This is a genomic window from Leifsonia sp. Y878 (assembly GCF_057669685.1).
The window spans coordinates 69,949-89,141 of the sequence record NZ_JBYHFS010000003.1 but is presented as its reverse complement, the minus strand read 5'-3'; the positions used below and the strand labels follow the sequence as shown (position 1 = coordinate 89,141).

General features: G+C 63.7%; 9 protein-coding genes. 4 read left to right on the top strand and 5 right to left on the bottom strand.

Annotated features, from left to right (window positions below):
• Positions 1 to 7: 7 nt before the first annotated feature.
• From AC25Y4_RS11460 to rpoB, 5 genes are all read right to left on the bottom strand, one after another.
• Entirely contained in the window at positions 8 to 6,052 is a 6,045-nt protein-coding gene (locus tag AC25Y4_RS11460) for an Ig-like domain-containing protein (RefSeq protein ID WP_488120553.1), read from the bottom strand.
• Positions 6,053 to 7,195: a serine/threonine-protein kinase gene (locus AC25Y4_RS11455; RefSeq protein WP_488120552.1), complete on the bottom strand. Its 1,143-nt coding sequence runs from the start codon at positions 7,193 to 7,195 to the stop codon at positions 6,053 to 6,055.
• A 189-nt stretch (positions 7,196 to 7,384) separates the two neighbouring features.
• Positions 7,385 to 7,699: a hypothetical protein gene (locus AC25Y4_RS11450; RefSeq protein ID WP_488120551.1), complete on the bottom strand. Its 315-nt coding sequence runs from the start codon at positions 7,697 to 7,699 to the stop codon at positions 7,385 to 7,387.
• A gap of 191 nt (positions 7,700 to 7,890) precedes the next feature.
• A complete protein-coding gene (locus AC25Y4_RS11445; RefSeq protein WP_488120550.1) occupies positions 7,891 to 11,787 on the bottom strand; it encodes a DNA-directed RNA polymerase subunit beta' in 3,897 nt (1,298 codons plus the stop codon).
• A gap of 45 nt (positions 11,788 to 11,832) precedes the next feature.
• On the bottom strand, positions 11,833 to 15,324 hold the full coding sequence (gene rpoB / locus AC25Y4_RS11440) for a DNA-directed RNA polymerase subunit beta (protein ID WP_488120549.1): 3,492 nt from the start codon (positions 15,322 to 15,324) through the stop codon (positions 11,833 to 11,835).
• 412 nt (positions 15,325 to 15,736) lie between these two features.
• On the opposite strand from rpoB, the gene AC25Y4_RS11435 reads away from it, so the two are divergent.
• The 4 genes from AC25Y4_RS11435 (at position 15,737) to AC25Y4_RS11420 (ending at position 19,187) form a co-directional block, all read left to right on the top strand.
• Positions 15,737 to 16,603 carry a spermidine synthase gene (locus AC25Y4_RS11435; RefSeq protein WP_488120548.1) on the top strand — a complete coding sequence of 289 codons (867 nt, stop codon included), beginning with the start codon at positions 15,737 to 15,739 and terminating at the stop codon, positions 16,601 to 16,603.
• A 185-nt stretch (positions 16,604 to 16,788) separates the two neighbouring features.
• On the top strand, positions 16,789 to 17,226 hold the full coding sequence (locus AC25Y4_RS11430; protein WP_488120547.1) for a tetratricopeptide repeat protein: 438 nt from the start codon (positions 16,789 to 16,791) through the stop codon (positions 17,224 to 17,226).
• Between the two features lie 171 nt (positions 17,227 to 17,397).
• Positions 17,398 to 18,693, top strand: a complete 1,296-nt coding sequence (locus tag AC25Y4_RS11425; protein ID WP_488120546.1) for a PQQ-dependent sugar dehydrogenase — start codon at positions 17,398 to 17,400, stop codon at positions 18,691 to 18,693.
• Positions 18,693 to 19,187 (top strand): SprT-like domain-containing protein, encoded by a 495-nt coding sequence (locus tag AC25Y4_RS11420; protein WP_488120545.1) that lies wholly within the window; start codon positions 18,693 to 18,695, stop codon positions 19,185 to 19,187. Before AC25Y4_RS11425 ends, AC25Y4_RS11420 begins: the two co-directional genes overlap by 1 nt.
• The last annotated feature ends 6 nt before the right edge of the window (positions 19,188 to 19,193 follow it).

The window sequence follows — 19,193 nt, the reverse complement described above, 5'->3', positions numbered from 1 at the left end:
GTTGTCGTTATCCACATGCGACGGTGGCCGCTGTCGATCCGGTATATGGGTCCAGTCGGGCTTCGCTGGCGAAGTCCACGCTCCAGCTGACGTCGCGTACCTTGATAGCTCCGGTCGGCACCACCATTGCGCCGTCGGCGACAGTACCGGCGACCCATTTTTCTTCATACTTAGGTTCTGCGGCCGCTGGCGGAGCCACGACCACCGGTACGCCATCCTCATCGACAGGCGGAACCGGATCTGGCACCGGTTCGGGAATGAGAGTCCGAACCAGGAACTCCGCAGCCGTAACCGACGCCACGGCGGCGCCGACGCCACGACCCGTGACCCCGAGTCCGAGCGGGCTAGCGACAACACACGTCGTTACCGTGACAGCATCAACCTGCGTCTGCCAGGCCGGTGACGTGGCCGCTGCCGTGGCCAGGCTTGACGGACCACACCGGTCTGGCCGCCACGTCAAGCAGAATTTCACTCCAATGCCAGGATCCGCACCCCAGATGTCTGACGGGAAGTTCTCGAAGACCGCGGTGAATCCATCCGGCGCCCCCGTCGGCGATGTCGGTTTCTGTGCGGTGAAGGTGCCCCGTTGCGATCCTGCAGCGATGACAAATGTGTAGTCCGTGGGAGCTGCGGGGGCGTCCCAGGTGAGATCGCTGCCCAGCTCGAGTTCTGCCACACCGAAGCTGTTCGAGTAGCACGCCTTCACCAGGTAGATCTTGTTTGGTTTCAGACCACCGATCGTCGTCGCCGTCGTTCCGCCTGCCACCGAGAGATTGCCACCGCTGGCGTCGATGGTGCATCTCGGCGACGGTGCACCCTCGAGGTACGCGGCGTACTGCACGGGCAACGAGGTGCCGCCGTTCGCGCTGACCGTCGGGGCACTCACCGTGATGGAGTTCTTCGTCACCGTGAGACCGCCGCCGGTGGCCGCCATCGAGGGCGACCCGGCGACGCTGGCGCTGGCCTGGACCGTCTTATCGGCCGGCCCTGTCCCCTGCGGGCGCTGAACAGCGCTGAGCGGCAGGATGCTGATGGCGGCCGGTCCGATCGGGAAGGTGAGTGGGACAACAGTGGTACCGCTGCCCTGTGCAGCAACCTCCTGGACACCGTTCACCAGGTAACCGCGCGTCGTGGCATCCGTTGTCTCGATGGTCAGATCGACGGCACCCTGGGTGGCCGTCGTACGTTTCGGGTCGAAGACAGCCTTCGCCGTGACAGAGCCGACGCCGGGGATGCCATACGACCAGGCCATCACGCTCACCGCAGACGGAGAGTCGCCAACGGTATTCCGCGCCCGCACCTCATAGGTCTGCCGGTCGCCGTTCTTCAGACCGGTCAGCGGAGCACAGCTGCCCGACGTGTCGCACGACCCGACCTCCTGGCCAGCGCGGAAGATCGCGAATCCCTGCAGGGCCGGGTAGGCGCTTGCTGCGCCGCTCGGGTTGACCGCGAGGGTCAGCGTGCCGTTGTCGTAAGCCGTCTGGGTCACCGAGCTGGGGGCCTGCGGGTATCCCTGCAGGTCAACGGTCACCGACCCGTTGCGGCCCCCTGCACTCTGTCGGTTCTGGGCATCAGACACCACGAAGCTCGCCTGGCACTTTCCCCCCGCGGTGCCCGCAGCCCAACTGGCCTTCACTTTGTTGCCCTCAACGCTGAAATTCACCCCGGTACAGGTACTGGCCGACGAGACGGAGACGAGCGTGAGCGGTGTCGCGGGAAACAGATTGACCTCGCCGCCGCCACCGATGACATCGATGACGCAGCTGGAGCCCGCCGACTGGCTGCATTCCTGCGCGACGGTTCCGCCCTTCGGCAGCTCGCTGGGTGCAGGGCCGACTTTGAGGGAGAGAACGGCGGCGACCGCATCCGGATGGCTGCTCAGCCGCACGGTCACCGCATTCTCGCGACCCGGCTGGGCGCTGTCTGCGGCGTGGATGCTCAGGCTGGCGCCCACCTGCTCCACCGTGAACTGGTCACCGCTGAACTCGGTGGAGTACACGAGAGCGGCCGGTTCGCTTTCTCCTGGCCAGACCACCATCTGGCCGAGATCGTACGTCACCGCTGCTGCCCCTGGGCTGACCGTGACGGCCGCCGCCCGCAGTTCAGGCTGCGGGTCAAGTGCCTCGATCGCGATCTGCACCGGCAGTTGGGTGTAGTCGTCTTGCCCCGCGACCCGCACCGGCACCGTGCACGCGTCCGTCCATGGCGCGCCAGCACCAGCCGTGTACGTGACCCTGGTTCCGCCGGCGATCCGGCAGCTGGCATCCGCTCGCTGCCCTGACGCCCGCATCCCGGTAGACCCGAGTTCCAGGGTCTCCCGAGCTGGGACCGCGACCAGGTTGGCCATATCGAAGGTGACGGATGCCTTCTCCGCGACTTTCTGAGGCACCCCACCCTGTTTCAGGGCCAGGATGATCGCATTCTGCGCCGGAATTCGCACGAACCCGTAGGTGGTGACGCTCTCGCCTAGGAAATTGCGGCCGGTCAGTGCGAACGGAAGTAAGAGTCCTTCATCCGGCGCGCTGCCACTGATCTTCCATCCTGAGACGTTCACTCCATCCGGAGTGCCCCACAGGCTCAGTTTCAGGCCGCTCACGTCGCCGGATGCCCACGACACTTTTCCGGTGACAACATCGATCCCGTCGGGGAATTTCGCGCGATCCTCCAGGGTGACGAGCGTGTCGGTGACAACCGGATAGTCAGGAACAGAGCTGCGCACAATACGCATCACAATCAAGCCGAGGGCGATGTCCCCCTGGGCATTGCTCACCTCGTAGACGAAGGTCATCGTGCCAGGCTCGTCACCGGGCGTCAGCACGACGAGGTTGCCGTCCAACGTCCCAATGCGCTCCACCAGCGCCGCATATTCGGCGCTGTCTGGCGCGGCATCCGGTCGAACAGCCGTGAGAGCCAGCTCGCCGCCCGCTGGATCGACATCGTTCGCAGCAGGGTCGACCACCACTTGGTTTCCCTCGCCGACCTGCACTTCAACATAGTCACTGAAGGTGATCGGACTCGGGTCGGACTGGCGATCAAGCACGCCGATGCGCACGAGGCCCTCGCCGGTCTCTCCCCCCGAATCGCGAACGCGGTAGGGAAACTCGATGGCTCCCTTGAATCCGGTGACGCTGCTGTAAACGATGGCATCACCCTCGGCAGAGAGCGATGCGGTGCCGCTCGCCGGCTGGCCAAGGACGCGGTCGATGACAACATCGTCACCGTCAGGGTCAACGCCGAACGCGTTGAACGGAATGCGGATCGACTCACCAGAGAGCACCCGGCCGGTCAGCGTGTGCGGCAGCGGGGCGCGGTTCTCCCCGGTCGGCAACACCTGGACGGCCACGGCCGCAGCATCAACCAGGTCGGGAGAGCCGGCAATCGACACGGTGTAGCGCAGCTCGTACTGTCCGGCGACGGTGGGTGCGAGGTAACGCAGTGTTGATCCGGAGACGAAGGCGAGGCCTTCACCGGAGGCATTCTGCACCGACTCGGGGTTCAGTACGAGCACGTTGCCGTCGGGGGCGACGTCGTTGGCCAGCACCGGGATGTCGATCTGCGCGCCAGCACGCACGACGATGCTGTCGTTGACGGCGATCGGCGGCTGCGGCACGGATGCCGAGAGCAGGTACACCGTTGCGGTACCCCGCACGGTGTACGCCGGATTTCCCGTGCCATCCGAGACCGTGTAGCCCACGACGCCCAGCAGTCCAGGCTGCTCGTCTGCCGTCGTCCCGCGCACGCGCAGCTGGCTCTGGCCGACGACATCGACATCGAGGGAGGCGCCTGGCGTGGGTTCCGGCAACGCCTCGCTCAGCAGCAATACCCGGCGCGCGGGGTTCGACACCGCCGTGAACACGTCGACGCTGGTGTCGGCTCTCGGCCGCACGAAGACGGTGACAGGCGCGGTGGACAGCAATGCGGCATCCGCTGCCACAACCTGGATTCGAACGAACGAGACGACCTCGTTCGAGTCGTCTGCGACAGTGAATTCCACGCGGTAGTCGCCCGGTACCGTAGCGGTCACGTCAAACGTCGCGCTGCCGCTGTTGACACCGACCGTGACACCGTCGGCGCTCGTCGGCGCCGTCGCAGAGACGATCCGGTGCGCGCCGTCAACGCCTGTGAGATGGTCAGCCGGGTCGACGGTCAGATGCTCGCCGACGGCGGAGACCAGGGCGAACGGGGTGACGGTCAGCCGCGGAGTCTGTGTGACCAGAATCGTCAACACCTTGTCAGATGTCGCCCCCAACGTGTCAGAGACGGTCACCAGGATCGAGACGGTGAGGTTCTCCTGCACGCTGGGATCGGGATGCCGGTAGACCAGCACTCCCGCCGGCGTCGCGCTGACCGATCCGACGCCGGTCTGGTTTGTCACCGCTCTGACGAAGATCGGGTCGCCATCAGGGTCGACCCACCCTGGCAGCAACGGGACGCTCACGGTTCCGCCTGGAGCGACCTCTGGCGACGGCCAGTCCTGGAGGCATCCGTCGACGCCACACCAGGCGGGGGCGGAATTCTCGGCGGGATCGTGCACCGTGAGGGTGACAGTTGCTGGCGTTGAGGTCAGGCCGTCTTGCCGGGTGCCGTCGGTCACCATGTAGGTGAAGGTGGCAGTGCCACGCGCGTCTGCCGCCACCTGCACCGTAATCGTCTGCGAGTTGTCGGTGACGCTCAGCGTGCCGACGTTCGCGGCCAGACCGGTGACCGATGCAGGAACGACGGTGAGCACGTCGTCGTTCGCATCGTGGTCGTTCAGCAGCACCGGCAGCGTCACGAGCGCGCCGGCCCGCACCCCGAAGTTGTCGGCTTCGGCGACGGGCGCCTGCGGTTCGACGACCTGCGCGACGTCGTCGACGTTGTCGTCTTTCTGCTGTTGCTGCTCGGTGGCGATGCCCCAGTTTTGCGAGCTCGGCACGAGGGCCCCGTCTGGGATGGTCCAGACCCATCCGCTCTGGGTGTCGTTGAGGATCATGCGCTGGCCATTGTCCTGGAACACCGGAACCGGTTCATTGCTGGGCGTGGCGCCCGCGAAGTCCAGCCCCTGCTCGCCGCCAGTGCTGCTCCACAGGGTTCCAGCGGTTCCGTTGGCCGGCAGCCAGGCGGCGTACTGTGCAGAATCAAACGTCGTGGGTCGGGCTGGGGTGCCGAGCTGGGCGCCGTCATCACCCACCATCCGCTCGAATGATCCGTCATCCAGCGAGACGGAGAACAATCCGGTGTCGTCGGCGATCACAACGACATCGGCGGCTGCAGAGGGTTTCTGCACCAGGTACGACTCGTTCAGTGGCGTCTCGACCGCGTCGCCACCTGCGATCCAGAGGTTCTCGCCGGGCTTGTCGGCCAGCACCCAGGTGCTTCCCACGACGGTCAGTTGAGTGCCGGCATCCGTTGGAGCGGATGTCACTGAGTCGTTGCCCAGCACCTCGTGCGACTCGAGCTGGTAGCGAAGAACCGCCCTGTCCTCACTGGAATAGCTGTACAGCACGCCATCCGTGCCCAGCGCGATCGAATCGCTGCGGTAGCGTTGCGGCTCCTCCTCGTCTGGAGTGACCTCGTCGGCATACGGGTCGACCTGCGTGGGCGAACCCGCGGCGCCCTGCACGATCGGGGCGACGAAAACGGTGCCGGTGCTGGTCAGGTAGCCGATCTGGGTTGCCGACGTGACCACGTCGACGGTGCCGGCGGGCGTGTTGCCATATTCAGAGGCATCATCGCCGAGGTCAACCGGCCTGGCGGCGTCAACGTCAACGACCTTCTCGTTGTTCTGCGTGAACAGCATGGCTGCGGTGTCCGTCTGCACCAGGCCGCTCGGACTGCGCACGTTCTTAATGGTGTCGAGTTCACCGAGGTCGGTATTGACCCTGGCGTACCGATTTCCGGCACCGCTTTGCAACGCCCAGATGGAACTCCCGTTCAACGGTGTCTGCTTCACGTCGAAGCCGGCGGCGATGATCGCAGTGCCGGCAAACAGTGCCGTCAGTGCAGCAACCGCCGAGACCTTGACCCAGACCGAGCGTCGGCGCGGTTCCCTGGCTGTGCGAATTCCCGCCACCTACACGACGCCCATCAACACAAGTGCGCCTACCGCTGCGCCAGCTCCGACGACGATGCCGCCACCGATGAGGAGGCCAGGCCAGGCCCTCGATCCACGGCGCGGCCGAGTGGCGAGCGCAAGTCTGGTGCCGTCGTCTGTCAGGGACCGCACGAGGGGAGCTGCCGCGCGGCGGCCGGCACGCGGCGACGCCACAGCGACCGCCGATCTGATGGGTCCGCGCACGCTCACGTTGTCGAAGTCGATCGGTGCGCCCGCTGCTGCCCACTCATCGACGGCAACCTCGAGGACTGTCGGTTGAATTCCCATTTCGTATTGCGCATGCTGCAGGTCTTCGGCGAACTCCAGCAGGCTTGACTGCCGATCCGCTGGATCCTTGCTCATGGAGCGCGCGAGAATCTGCTCCAACGTCGGAGAGACGTCTGGTCGCCCAATCGGCGTGTATTTCGCTCGCAGGATGCGTTGCCGAATGTGTTGGCTGGAGTTCGCTCCCCCGTCGACTGCTTCGAACGGCGATCGCCCGGTGAGGAACGAGTAGATGGTGGCGCCGAGCGCCCAGACCTCCGTCTGCACAGTCCCGGTCGTTTCTTCCTTGATGACTTCCGGCGCACTCCACGGCACTGACATGGCGAAAAGCTGCTCCTGTTGCGAGGAGGCCAGTGATGTTGCGATGCCGAAGTCAGCGAGAACCGGCGTGCCGAACGAGGTGGTGAGAATGTTGGAAGGCTTGATATCGCGGTGCAATACTCCCGTACGGTGTGCCGTCTCCAGGGCACACGCGATCTTCACTGCCAGGTTCAAGACTTCGGCGACGGGCAGGATCTCACGTCGGAACCTATTGCCGAGTGAGCTCGGGCAGAATTCCATCACCAGGTAAGGTCGACCGTCGGCCGAGATGCTGGCGTTGTAGACGGTGAGGATCGACGGATGCGAGCTGAGCCGAGCCATGACATCCGCTTCGGCATTGAACATGCGCAGTACGTCGGTATCGACGATGTCGCGCAGCAGCACCTTCACCGCGACGGAGCGCCTGGGCATGTTCTGTTCGAACAGGAAGACGTCGGCAAAGCCACCGGTGCCGAGAGGTCGAATGTAGGTGTAGCCGTCGAGGGCGGGCGGTGCCGACGGTAGACGACTCGCCATGCCGCCCCCTCATGCTCTCAACCTGATCGCTACCCCCTGGCTGCGATGCACTCATAGCTAGAGTAGCGAGGTGGCGGCGACTCCCCGCACACCTGCCCCGAACTGGAGGTGGGATTACTACTCGAGAGTCTCACAAAACGAGCTGCGCGGTCACGGCCTCCAACCTCAGGCCGACCGCGGCGTTTCGGATCAGCGGCCGCCGACCGCGAGTCGTCTGACTCGACCGTTGTGGGTCAGCTTTCGAGAGCCGACGACAATGAGCAGAACGCCAACGACGACGATCACGGTTCCGAAGATCAGGCCGCCGAGGGCGAAGGGGAGCTCATCGGGATACTGGGTGGCCGCCAGGACAGTGCGAGCGATCCCGCCGAGAAACGGTGCGGTACCGATGAGCGTGACAATGATGCCCGCAATCAGTAGTGCAACTCCTCCGCGCTTGATCGAGGTGGAATCCTCGCCTTTGGGAGCGAGCGATCGCGGCTGCTTGAAAGTTGGGGTCGTCATGCGCTCATGCTAGTGGAGAGGTTTGCTGAGCGGGTTTGCCGAGCGGAGGGCGGCCCGTCGATAGTTCCGGACACAATTGCGTGTGATGTCGGGTGGTGGACTGATTCGCAGGGCACCGGCCGCGTTAACGCACAATGGCCCCCTGCCGAAGCAGGAGGCCATTGCACTGGAGTGACTAGGTCACACGCTGGTTAGTTGTACGTACCGGGCGTGAAGTCATCCGAGCTGAAGCTGTCGAAATCGACGAAGCTCAGGTCGCCTTCGTTGAAGGCAGCCTCATCCGTGAAGATGCGGTTCGGGTAACGCTCAGCCTTGGCTTCTTCGGTTGCCTCGACGGTGACGTCGCGGTAACGCGGGAGACCAGTACCGGCCGGGATCAACTTACCGATGATCACGTTCTCCTTGAGGCCCATCAGCGGGTCGCTCTTGCCTTCCATGGCCGCCTGGGTCAGAACCCGGGTGGTCTCCTGGAAGGAAGCGGCCGACAGCCACGACTCGGTTGCCAGTGAAGCCTTGGTGATACCCATGACTTCCTGACGAGCCGAAGCCGTCTTCTTGCCCTCAGTGAGTGCGGTGCGGTTGAGCTCGTTGTACTTCAAACGGTCGACCATTTCACCAGGCAGCAGGCCTGTGTCGCCGTGCTCGACGACAGTCACCTTGCGAAGCATCTGACGAACGATGACCTCGATGTGCTTGTCGTGAATCGGTACACCCTGCGAGCGGTAGACATCCTGGACGCCACCGACGAGGTGCTTCTGCACCTCACGGACACCCTTGACGCGAAGAACTTCCTTCGGGTCAACAGCACCGACGATGATCTGCGTGCCGAGCTCGACGTGCTGGCCATCCTCAACGAGGAGGGTCGAACGCTTGAGCACGGGGTACGCAATCGCTTCGTCGCCGTTGTCTGGCGTCAGGATCACCTTGCGGCTGCGGTCCGTGTCTTCGATCGTGATACGACCTGAAGCCTCAACGATCGGCGACGCACCCTTGGGGGTACGAGCCTCGAAGAGCTCCTGAACACGGGGCAGACCCTGGGTGATGTCATCAGCGGATGCCGAACCACCAGTGTGGAACGTACGCATCGTCAGCTGGGTACCAGGCTCACCGATGGACTGTGCGGCGATAATACCGACGGCTTCACCGATGTCGACGAGCTTTCCAGTGGCGAGCGAGCGGCCGTAGCAGACTGCACACACACCGACGGCTGACTCACAGGTCAGAACGGAGCGAACCTTGATGTTCTCCACGCCGGCTTCAACCAGCTTGTCGATCATCACGTCTCCGACGTCGTCTCCGGCGTCAGCGACGACCTCGCCCTTGGCGTTGACCGCGGCTGCGGCCAGGCTGCGAGCGTAGACCGCGTTTTCGACGTTCGGGTGACGCGAGAGCGCTCCCGTCGAGTCGACCGTGGCGATCGGCAGTTCGAGACCCTTGGTCGTACCGCAGTCGTCTTCGCGGATGATGACATCCTGCGAGACGTCCACGAGACGACGCGTGAGGTAACCAGAGTCAGCGGTACGGAGAGCCGTGTCGGCCAGACCCTTACGAGCACCGTGAGTAGCAATAAAGTACTCGGCGACGGACAGGCCTTCGCGGTAGCTCGAGATGATCGGGCGAGGGATGATCTCACCCTTCGGGTTGTTCACCAGGCCTCGCATACCGGCGATGTTACGAACCTGCAGCCAGTTACCACGAGCACCAGAGGTGACCATCCGGTTGATCGTGTTGTCGGCCGGGAAGTTCGCCTGCATGGCCGCAGCAACGTCTTCGGTTGCCTTGGTCCAGATCTGGATGAGCTCCTGGCGACGCTCGAGGTCGGTCGTGAGACCCTTCTCGAACTGCGACTGGACCTTTGCGGCCAGCTTCTCGTAGGTTGCAACGATCTGCGGCTTGTTCGGCGGGGTCAGGATGTCGCTGAGCGCCACCGTGACACCTGAACGAGTTGCCCAGTGGAAACCGGCGTCCTTGATGTTGTCAAGGGCGGCAGCAACCTCCACCTTCGGGTACCGCTCTGCGAGGTCGTTGACGATCGCGGAGAGGCTGCCCTTGTCGGCGACCGCTTCGAAGTACGGGTAGTCGGTCGGAAGCGTCTCGTTGAACAGTGCGCGACCGAGGGTGGTGTTCACCAGAACGGTGCCCTCTGCCTTGCCGTCGACCAGCTCGACACCTTCGGGCTGCGTGCCCTCGGTGAAGTACTTGTCGGTGAGGCGGATGCGAACCTTGGCGTTCAGATCGAGCGACTTCTGGTCGAAAGCGAGGATCGCCTCTGAAACAGAGGAGAACGCACGGCCTTCGCCGACGACGCCTTCCTTGAGCGTGGTCAGGTGGTGCAGACCGATGATCATGTCCTGTGTTGGCAGGGTCACCGGGCGGCCGTCTGACGGCTTCAGGATGTTGTTCGATGCGAGCATCAGGATGCGGGCTTCAGCCTGTGCCTCAACGGACAGCGGCAGGTGAACTGCCATCTGGTCACCGTCGAAGTCAGCGTTGAATGCAGCACACACGAGCGGGTGCAGCTGAATGGCCTTACCCTCAACGAGCTGAGGCTCGAAGGCCTGGATGCCCAGGCGGTGCAGGGTTGGTGCGCGGTTCAGCAGTACCGGACGCTCGCGGATGATCTCTTCGAGCACGTCCCAGACCTGCGGACGTGAACGCTCAACCATGCGCTTCGCAGCCTTGATGTTCTGAGCGTGGCTCAGGTCGATCAGGCGCTTGATGACGAACGGCTTGAAGAGCTCCAGAGCCATCTGCTTGGGCAGACCACACTGGTGCAGCTTCAGCTGCGGGCCGACGATGATGACCGAACGGCCAGAGTAGTCAACGCGCTTACCGAGCAGGTTCTGACGGAAACGACCCTGCTTACCCTTGAGCATGTCGCTCAGGGACTTGAGGGCGCGGTTACCGGTACCGGTGACCGGGCGACCACGGCGACCGTTGTCGAACAGTGCGTCGACGGCCTCCTGCAGCATCCGCTTCTCGTTGTTCACGATGATCTCGGGGGCACCGAGGTCAAGGAGACGACGCAGACGGTTGTTGCGGTTGATCACACGACGGTAGAGGTCGTTGAGGTCAGAGGTCGCGAAGCGGCCACCGTCGAGCTGCACCATCGGGCGCAGTTCCGGCGGGATGACCGGTACGACGTCGAGCACCATCGCGGCCGGCGAGTGGCCGGTCATGATGAATGCGTTGACGACGCGCAGACGCTTGATCGCACGGATCTTCTTCTGGCCCTTGCCCTCAGCGATCTGCAGGTGCAGGTTTTCGCTTTCGGTGACCAGGTCGAAGGCCTCAAGACGCTTCTTGATGGCTTCGGCGCCCATGAAGGCCTCGAAGTACATGCCGAAGCGGTCCTGCAGCTCGTGGAAGACCGAGTCCTCAGGCTTCAGGTCGCCGACCTTCAGCGTGCGGAAGTCTTCCCAGACGCGCTCGAGGTGAGCGATCTGCTCGTCGAGAGACTTGCGGACCTGGCTCATCTCCTTCTCAGCAGCGTCCTTGGTGCGCTTCTTCTGGTCGCTCTTCGCACCCTCAGCCTCAAGGGCTGCGAGGTCGGTCTCAAGGCGCTGCAGACGGTCAGCGATACGTGAGTCGCGCTGGCCTTCCAGGGTCTTGATCTCGAGGCGAAGTTCGTTCTCCAGGCCAGGCATGTCCTGGTGGCGGCCGTCTTCGTCAACGCTGATGACCATGTACGCAGCGAAGTAGATGACCTTTTCGAGGTCCTTCGGTGCCATGTCCAGCAGGTAGCCGAGGCGTGACGGAACACCCTTGAAGTACCAGATGTGGGTGACAGGAGCGGCGAGCTCGATGTGGCCCATGCGCTCACGGCGCACAGACGACTTCGTGACCTCTACGCCACAGCGCTCACAAACGATGCCCTTGAAGCGAACACGCTTGTACTTGCCGCATGAGCACTCCCAGTCACGGGAAGGACCGAAGATCTGTTCACCGAACAGACCGTCCTTCTCGGGCTTGAGGGTGCGGTAGTTGATTGTTTCGGGCTTCTTGACCTCACCATGTGACCAACGACGAATGTCGTCAGCGGTAGCCAGGCCAATGCGAAGCTCGTCAAAAGTTGTTACGTCGAGCAATTTCTCTCCTTGGAAAGTTTTTCGGAGTCGATTCAGTGGCCAGGCTTAGATGTCGTCGATTGACGACGACTCAAACCGGGTGGAAATGTTGATGCCCAGCTCCTCCGCAGCGCGGAAGACTTCGTCATCCGTGTCGCGCAGGCTGACTGCCGTGCCGTCGGCCGAGAGAACCTCGACGTTCAAGCACAGTGACTGCATTTCCTTGATCAGAACCTTGAAGCTCTCTGGGATACCAGGTTCCTGAATGTTCTCGCCCTTGACGATTGCTTCGTACACCTTGACGCGGCCGAGGATATCGTCGGACTTGATGGTCAGGAGTTCCTGCAGTGCGTAAGCGGCGCCGTATGCTTCGAGCGCCCACACCTCCATCTCACCGAAACGCTGTCCACCGAACTGTGCCTTACCACCCAGCGGCTGCTGCGTGATCATGGAGTACGGGCCGGTCGAACGAGCGTGGATCTTGTCGTCGACGAGGTGGTGGAGCTTCAGGATGTACATGTAACCGACCGAAACAGGGTTCGGGAACGGCTCGCCGGAGCGGCCGTCGAACAGCTGAGTCTTACCGGTGCGGTCGATCAGGCGGTCACCGTCACGCGTCACGGTCGTTGAATCGAGGAGTCCCTCGATTTCCTGCTCGAGAGCGCCGTCGAATACCGGGGTTGCAACCTTGGTGCCTGGAGCTGCGCTGTGCGCGGCCTCTGGGAGCTTTGCAGCCCACTTCGGCTTGCCCTCGACCTTCCAGCCCTGCTTGGCGATCCACCCGAGGTGGGTTTCAAGTACCTGACCGAAGTTCATTCGACCAGGGATACCGAGCGGGTTGAGGATGATGTCAACCGGGGTACCGTCCGCGAGGAACGGCATGTCTTCAACGGGGAGAATCTTGGAGATAACACCCTTGTTGCCGTGACGACCAGCGAGCTTGTCACCTTCGGTGATCTTGCGCTTCTGGGCGATGAATACGACAACGCGCTGGTTGACGCCGGAGCCGAGCTCGTCGTCGCCGTCCTGCGAGTCGAAGACCTTGACGCCGATGATCGTTCCACGCTCACCGTGGGGAACCTTGAGGCTCGTGTCGCGAACTTCGCGGCTCTTCTCGTTGAAGATCGCGCGGAGCAGGCGCTCCTCAGCGGAGAGCTCGGTCTCACCCTTAGGCGTGACCTTGCCGACGAGGATATCGCCGGGGCGAACCTCTGCACCGATGCGGATGATGCCACGCTCGTCGAGGTCTGCAAGCAGATCCGGCGAAACGTTGGGCAGGTCGCGAGTGATCTCTTCCTTGCCCAGCTTGGTGTCGCGGGCGTCAACTTCGTACTCTTCGATGTGAATCGAGGAGAGAACGTCGTCCTTCACCAGGTTCTGGCTCAGGATGATCGCGTCCTCGAAGTTGTGGCCTTCCCACGGCATGAATGCCACGAGGAGGTTCTTTCCGAGTGCGAGCTCACCGTTGTCGGTAGCCGGACCATCAGCGATAACCTCGCCGACCTCAACGCGGTCGCCCGCGTTGACGATGACACGGTTGTTGTAGCTGGTGCCCTGGTTGGCGCGGTTGAACTTGCGCAGGAAGTAGTCCTGCGTTCCGCCCTCATCGAGCTGCACGGTGACCTGGTCTGCCGATACTTCGGAGACAACGCCGGCCTTGAGCGCGGTGACAACGTCGCCGGCGTCGATGGCTGCGTAGCCCTCCATACCGGTTCCGACGAGCGGGCTGTCGCTGCGAAGCAGGGGGACGGCCTGACGCTGCATGTTGGCACCCATGAGTGCGCGGTTAGCATCGTCGTGCTCGAGGAACGGAATGAGGGACGTACCGACCGACACCATCTGGCGCGGCGAGACATCCATGTAGCCGATTCCCTCGTGCGGGAAGAGGTCGACCTCTCCACCCTTCTTACGGGCAAGAACACGGTCTTCAGCGAAGCGTGCGTCCTTGGTAAGCGGGGCGTTGGCCTGCGCGACGATGTACTCGTCTTCTTCGCTGGCCGTGAGGTAGTCGATCGTTGCGGTGACGACGCCATCAACAACGCGGCGGTACGGAGTCTCAATGAAACCGAAGGCGTTGATGCGAGCGAACGATGCCAGTGAACCGATCAGACCGATGTTCGGGCCTTCAGGGGTTTCAATGGGGCACATGCGGCCGTAGTGCGACGGGTGAACGTCTCGCACCTCGACACCTGCGCGGTCACGGGACAGACCACCCGGGCCCAGCGCGGACAGACGACGCTTGTGCGTCAGGCCGGCGAGCGGGTTGTTCTGGTCCATGAACTGCGACAGCTGCGACGTACCGAAGAACTCCTTGATCGCAGCGACGACGGGGCGCACGTTGATCAGGGTCTGCGGGGTGATCGCTTCGATGTCCTGCGTGGTCATGCGCTCGCGAACGACGCGCTCCATGCGGGACAGGCCGGTGCGGACCTGGTTCTGGATCAGTTCGCCAACGGCGCGGATGCGACGGTTGCCGAAGTGGTCGATGTCATCGACGTCGAGACGGATGTCGACCGGCTTGCCCTCACGGGTGCCGGGGAACGTCGTCTGGTTGTCGTGCAGTGCGACGAGGTACTTGATGGTCGACAGGATGTCCTGAAGAGTCAGTACGGAGTCGGACAGCGGAGCCTCAAGGCCGAGCTTGCGGTTGATCTTGTAACGACCCACCTTTGCCAGGTCGTAACGCTTCGAGTTGAAGTAGAAGTTGTCCAGCAGGGCGCGGGCAGCTTCAGCAGCAACCTGCTCGCCCGGGCGGAGCTTGCGGTAGATGTCCTTGAGCGCCTCTTCCTTCGTGAGGATGGCATCCTTCTCAAGAGTCAGTTCGATGGACGCGTAGCCCTTGAACTCTTCGAGGATCTCTTCGCTCGTCAGGCCGAGGGCCTTCAGGAACACCGTGACCGACTGCTTGCGCTTGCGGTCGATGCGAACGCCGACCTGGTCGCGCTTGTCGATCTCGAATTCAAGCCATGCACCACGGCTCGGGATGACGCGAGCGGAGTAGATGTCCTTGTCAGACGTCTTCTCCTGCTGGCGCTCGAAGTACACACCCGGTGAACGGACGAGCTGCGAGACAACGACACGCTCGGTGCCGTTGATCACGAAGGTGCCCTTGGGGGTCATCAACGGGAAGTCGCCCATGAAAACCGTCTGGGTCTTGATCTCACCGGTGAGGTGGTTCATGAACTCAGCGTTGACATAGAGCGGAGCGGAGTAGGTCTTACCCTTTTCCTTGCACTCGTCGATGGTGTACTTTTCCGGCTCGAGCTCCGGGTTCGTGAACGACAGCTGCATCGTTTCGCCGAGGTCTTCGATCGGAGAGATCTCTTCGAAGATCTCGTCGAGTCCGGTGCGGCTCGGCAGGTCTTGACGACCGGCCTTCTGCCCCTCGGCGACGCGCTGTTTCCAGCCGTCGTTCCCAACGAGCCAGTCAAAGCTCTCGGTCTGCAATGCGAGCAGATCCGGAACAGTGAGAGTATCGGTGATCTTTGCGAACGAAAGACGCCCAGCTGAGCGGCCGTTCTTGGGTGAGTTGGTGGATGCGTTGCGCGCAGCAGCCAAGGAAATAACCTCCGTGGACCCCGTCAGGTCTAGTTACTGGTAGTAATGGAGAACTCCACAGACCCTCTGAGAGGATTAACCCTCAATGAGAGATGTGCTGCAAGGTGGCTTGAGCACGCAAAGCCGACCGCAATATGAAGGCAGAGGTTTGTCTGGGAGCGCAAAGATCAAGCATAGGCGCACAGACGCGCCGTGTCTAGCCGATTCTTGACCTCATCCGAATTCTCGGGTATAACCCAGCTTCGCGCCCACCAGCATCCGCTCCATGACAGGGATCCGTGCGTCAGAGCCGCCTGCTGAGAGCTCGCTAAATGGCCGCGAAAGCCCACTTTGTGTCGTTTTCTCCCGCGGGTCGCGACCAAAAATGTGCTTTCGCGTTCTCGGTGCAGGATGCATGCCGCAGACTTGAGGGATGAGCAGGGCCGAGCACGAACATCCGTCAACCACTCTCAAGATGAGCGGATACACCGCAACCATTGAGCCGGACCGCTTCGCGCCCGGGTATCAGCTGGTCGTCGACGGCACACCGCAGTCGCACGTGAACCTCGACGACCCGAGCGAATTGTTCTTCGAATACGTGCAGCGGATCGGGCATGTCATCGACCTGCTCGGCGACCCTGGCGAGCCCATCACGGCCGTGCACCTCGGTGCCGGCGCCCTCACCCTGCCGCGCTACGTCGAGGCTACGCGGCCCGGCTCCCGCCAGCAGGTCGTCGAGATCGAGAGCGACCTGATCGACCTGGTGCGCGCCGAACTGCCGTGGGACAAGCGCGCCCAGCTGCGCGTGCGGCACGGGGACGCCCGTGAGGTGCTCGGCAAGCTGCCGACAGGGCTGCACGGGGCTGTCGACCTCGTCGTCGTCGACATCTTCTCCGGCGCCCGCACACCGGCACACGTCACGAGCAAGGAGTTCTACGCGCTCGCCTCTCCCCTGCTCTCGCAGCGCGGCGTTCTCGCCGTGAACGTCGCCGATGGCCCAGGCCTGGCGTTCGCGCGCGCCCAGGCCGCCACACTGGCCGCCGTCTTCCCGCACGTGATTGGACTCGCGGAGACGCAGGTGCTGAAGGGCAGGCGGTTCGGCAACATCGTGTTCGTGGCCGCTCACACCCCGATCGACCTGCACTGGGTGACCAGGCTGCTCGCGAGCGGGCCGCACCCGGCCAAGGCCATCGAGGGCGCGGAGTTCGCGCAGTTCATGGCGTCAGCGAGCGTTGTGACAGACAGTACGGCGACACAGTCCCCGCTGCCCGGCCGCACCGTCTTCCAGATCGGGCGCTAGGGCACGATCGCACCCCCCAAAGGCGGGTTATCCTGAAAGGGAACCTGACCCATCCGCGGGGCTGACCCGGCTCCACTCTCAGCACTGGACTTCTCCTGAGCATCATCATTGGCCACGACGCAGTCACCCTGCGCGAAATTGTTGACATCCCCGCCGCGGAGGCGCGCCTTGACGAGCTTGGTCCGTTGCGCAGCCTGTCCGCCCTGAACGAGAAGGTCACGCTGCTGCGGCTGCTCGGGCGCCTCGACGAAGCCGAAGCGATCGGCAGCGAGGCCGTCCGCCAGGCCCGCTTCACCGGGGATCGCGAGCAGGTCGTTGCCACGCGCATTCGTCGCGCGCAGGTGCAGCACTACCAGGGCAAGCTTGACGACGCGGTCGTCGAGCTCGGCCACTGCATCGACGAGGCCGAGACGCATGAGTGGTCGGCCGTCGCCGGGCACGCACGCCAGCAGCGGGGAACCGTTCACCTCGAACAGGGCGACCTTGAGGCAGCGCTGGCCGATTTCAAGGCCGCGGTGTTTCTGCGACAGGCGGCAGGGGCATCCGCTCGTGAAGTGGAGGATTCCCTGATCGCGGTCACAATCATGGAGTCGAATATCGCCCGGCAGAGCCTGCCGCTTTAAGTGCCGGTCTCAGGGCTGTGCTCAGGGCTGCTCTCAGGGCTGCTCGAGTCGCAGTTTCAGCCCGGCTCCGGCATAACTCCTGCGCTGCCCATGCCACCGATGCAAAAGCTGGGCTTTTCCCTGCGAAGTGGGCAGAATTGCAGGAGTTGTACAGGGTCACGAGGTGATCGCATGGGTAAGAACGGCAGCCGCGGCGCTCACCGACGGGCGCGCACGGTACGCAGGGCAGCCAGGACCGTCAGGGGTGACGAGTCTGGCGCTGGAGGCTGCCTGCGCGGCTGGGGCGACGTGGGGTCGGCGTCGCGCACACGGCAGCGGCTCCTGCTGGGGCCGGCGCTGACAGTGGGCCTGCTCGTCGCGCTGACGGGCTGCACGAGCGGGTCGGGCGCCTCATCGAGCGGAGCGTCATCAGGTGCTGTGCAGCCATCGCCGACGACCGCCGCAGTGGCCACGCCCACCCAGGTCGCCGCGCCGATTCAGCCCGTTCAACCAGTCGGCGAGCCGGTTGCCATTGCGTCTGACCTCGATGCGCCATGGTCGATCCTGCGCCTGGCGACAGGCGGCACCCTCGTCAGCCTGCGGGACGAGGCAGACATCGTCGAGCTTCTTCCCGACGGCACCCAGCGGGTCGTCTCGAACGTCTCTGAAGCCACGCCGGCCGGGGAAGGCGGACTCCTCGGCCTCGCCTTCCTGCCCGACGCTGCTGCCGCAGGGGGTCTCGGCTGGGTATACGCCTACTTCACGGCGGATACCGACAACCGGATAGTGCGGATGGCCCTGCTCGGCACCGAGGGCAGCTACACGCTCGGCGCCCCAGAAAGCGTGCTGACGGGCATCCCGAAAGCGGGCAATCATGATGGCGGTCGCATCGCCTTCGGCCCGGACGGCTTGCTCTACGCCACGGCAGGCGACGCTGGAAACACCGATAACGCGCAGAACCTCGACGCGCTTGGCGGCAAGATCCTGCGGATGACGCCCACGGGCGATGTGCCGGCCGGGAACCCGTTCGGCACGCTCGTCTACTCGTATGGCCACCGCAACCCGCAGGGCATCGCCTGGGATTCGCGCGGCCAGCTCTGGGCGAGCGAGTTCGGGCAGAACACCTGGGACGAGCTGAACCTCATCACGCCAGGCGGAAACTATGGCTGGCCGATCGTGGAGGGCATGGGCACCGACGGGTCATTCATCAATCCTGTGCACGTCTGGCCGACGTCGGAGGCCAGCCCGAGCGGCATCGCGATCGTGGCAGACACGATCTTCATGGCGAGCCTTCGCGGCGAACGACTGCGGCGGATTGTCTCCTCGACAGGGGCGGTTGATGAGTGGTTTGCCCACAGCTACGGACGTCTTCGCGACGTGGTGTCAGGACCAGATGGCACACTGTGGTTTGTGAGCAATAACACGGATGGGCGAGGCGACCCGAGCAGCGGTGACGACCGGCTCTATCAGGTACAGGTGGCGCCCTGATGGCCGATCTCGTACGCGTGCGGCACTGGGCAGAGGCGCTGCTTGCCCTGCATCTCGATTCGTCATGGTCGTTCGGCTTCGACAACGCGAAGAAGCGGGCGGGGCTCTGCAACTTCACGGCAAAGCACATCACGGTCTCCCGTTACCTGGCTGCCCGGTACGACGACGATGAAATCCACCAGATTTTGCTGCACGAGGTGGCCCACGCCCTCGCTGGTCCTCGTGCGGGCCACGGGCCCAAGTGGAAAGCCGTCGCGATCGGTCTCGGCTACGACGGTGGCCGCACGCACGACGGTGAGATTGCCAATGAACTCGCCCCATGGGTAGGAACCTGCGCGGCCGGCCACACTCACTACCGGTATCGTGAGCCGACCAGGCCACTCGCCTGTGGCGTGTGTGGCCGTGGCTTCAACCGGGCGCACCTCATCTCATGGAACCGCCGCACGATCACGGCAGCGACCAGGCGTCGCGCCGCGGCATCCAGCGGCGGGTGAGGCAGC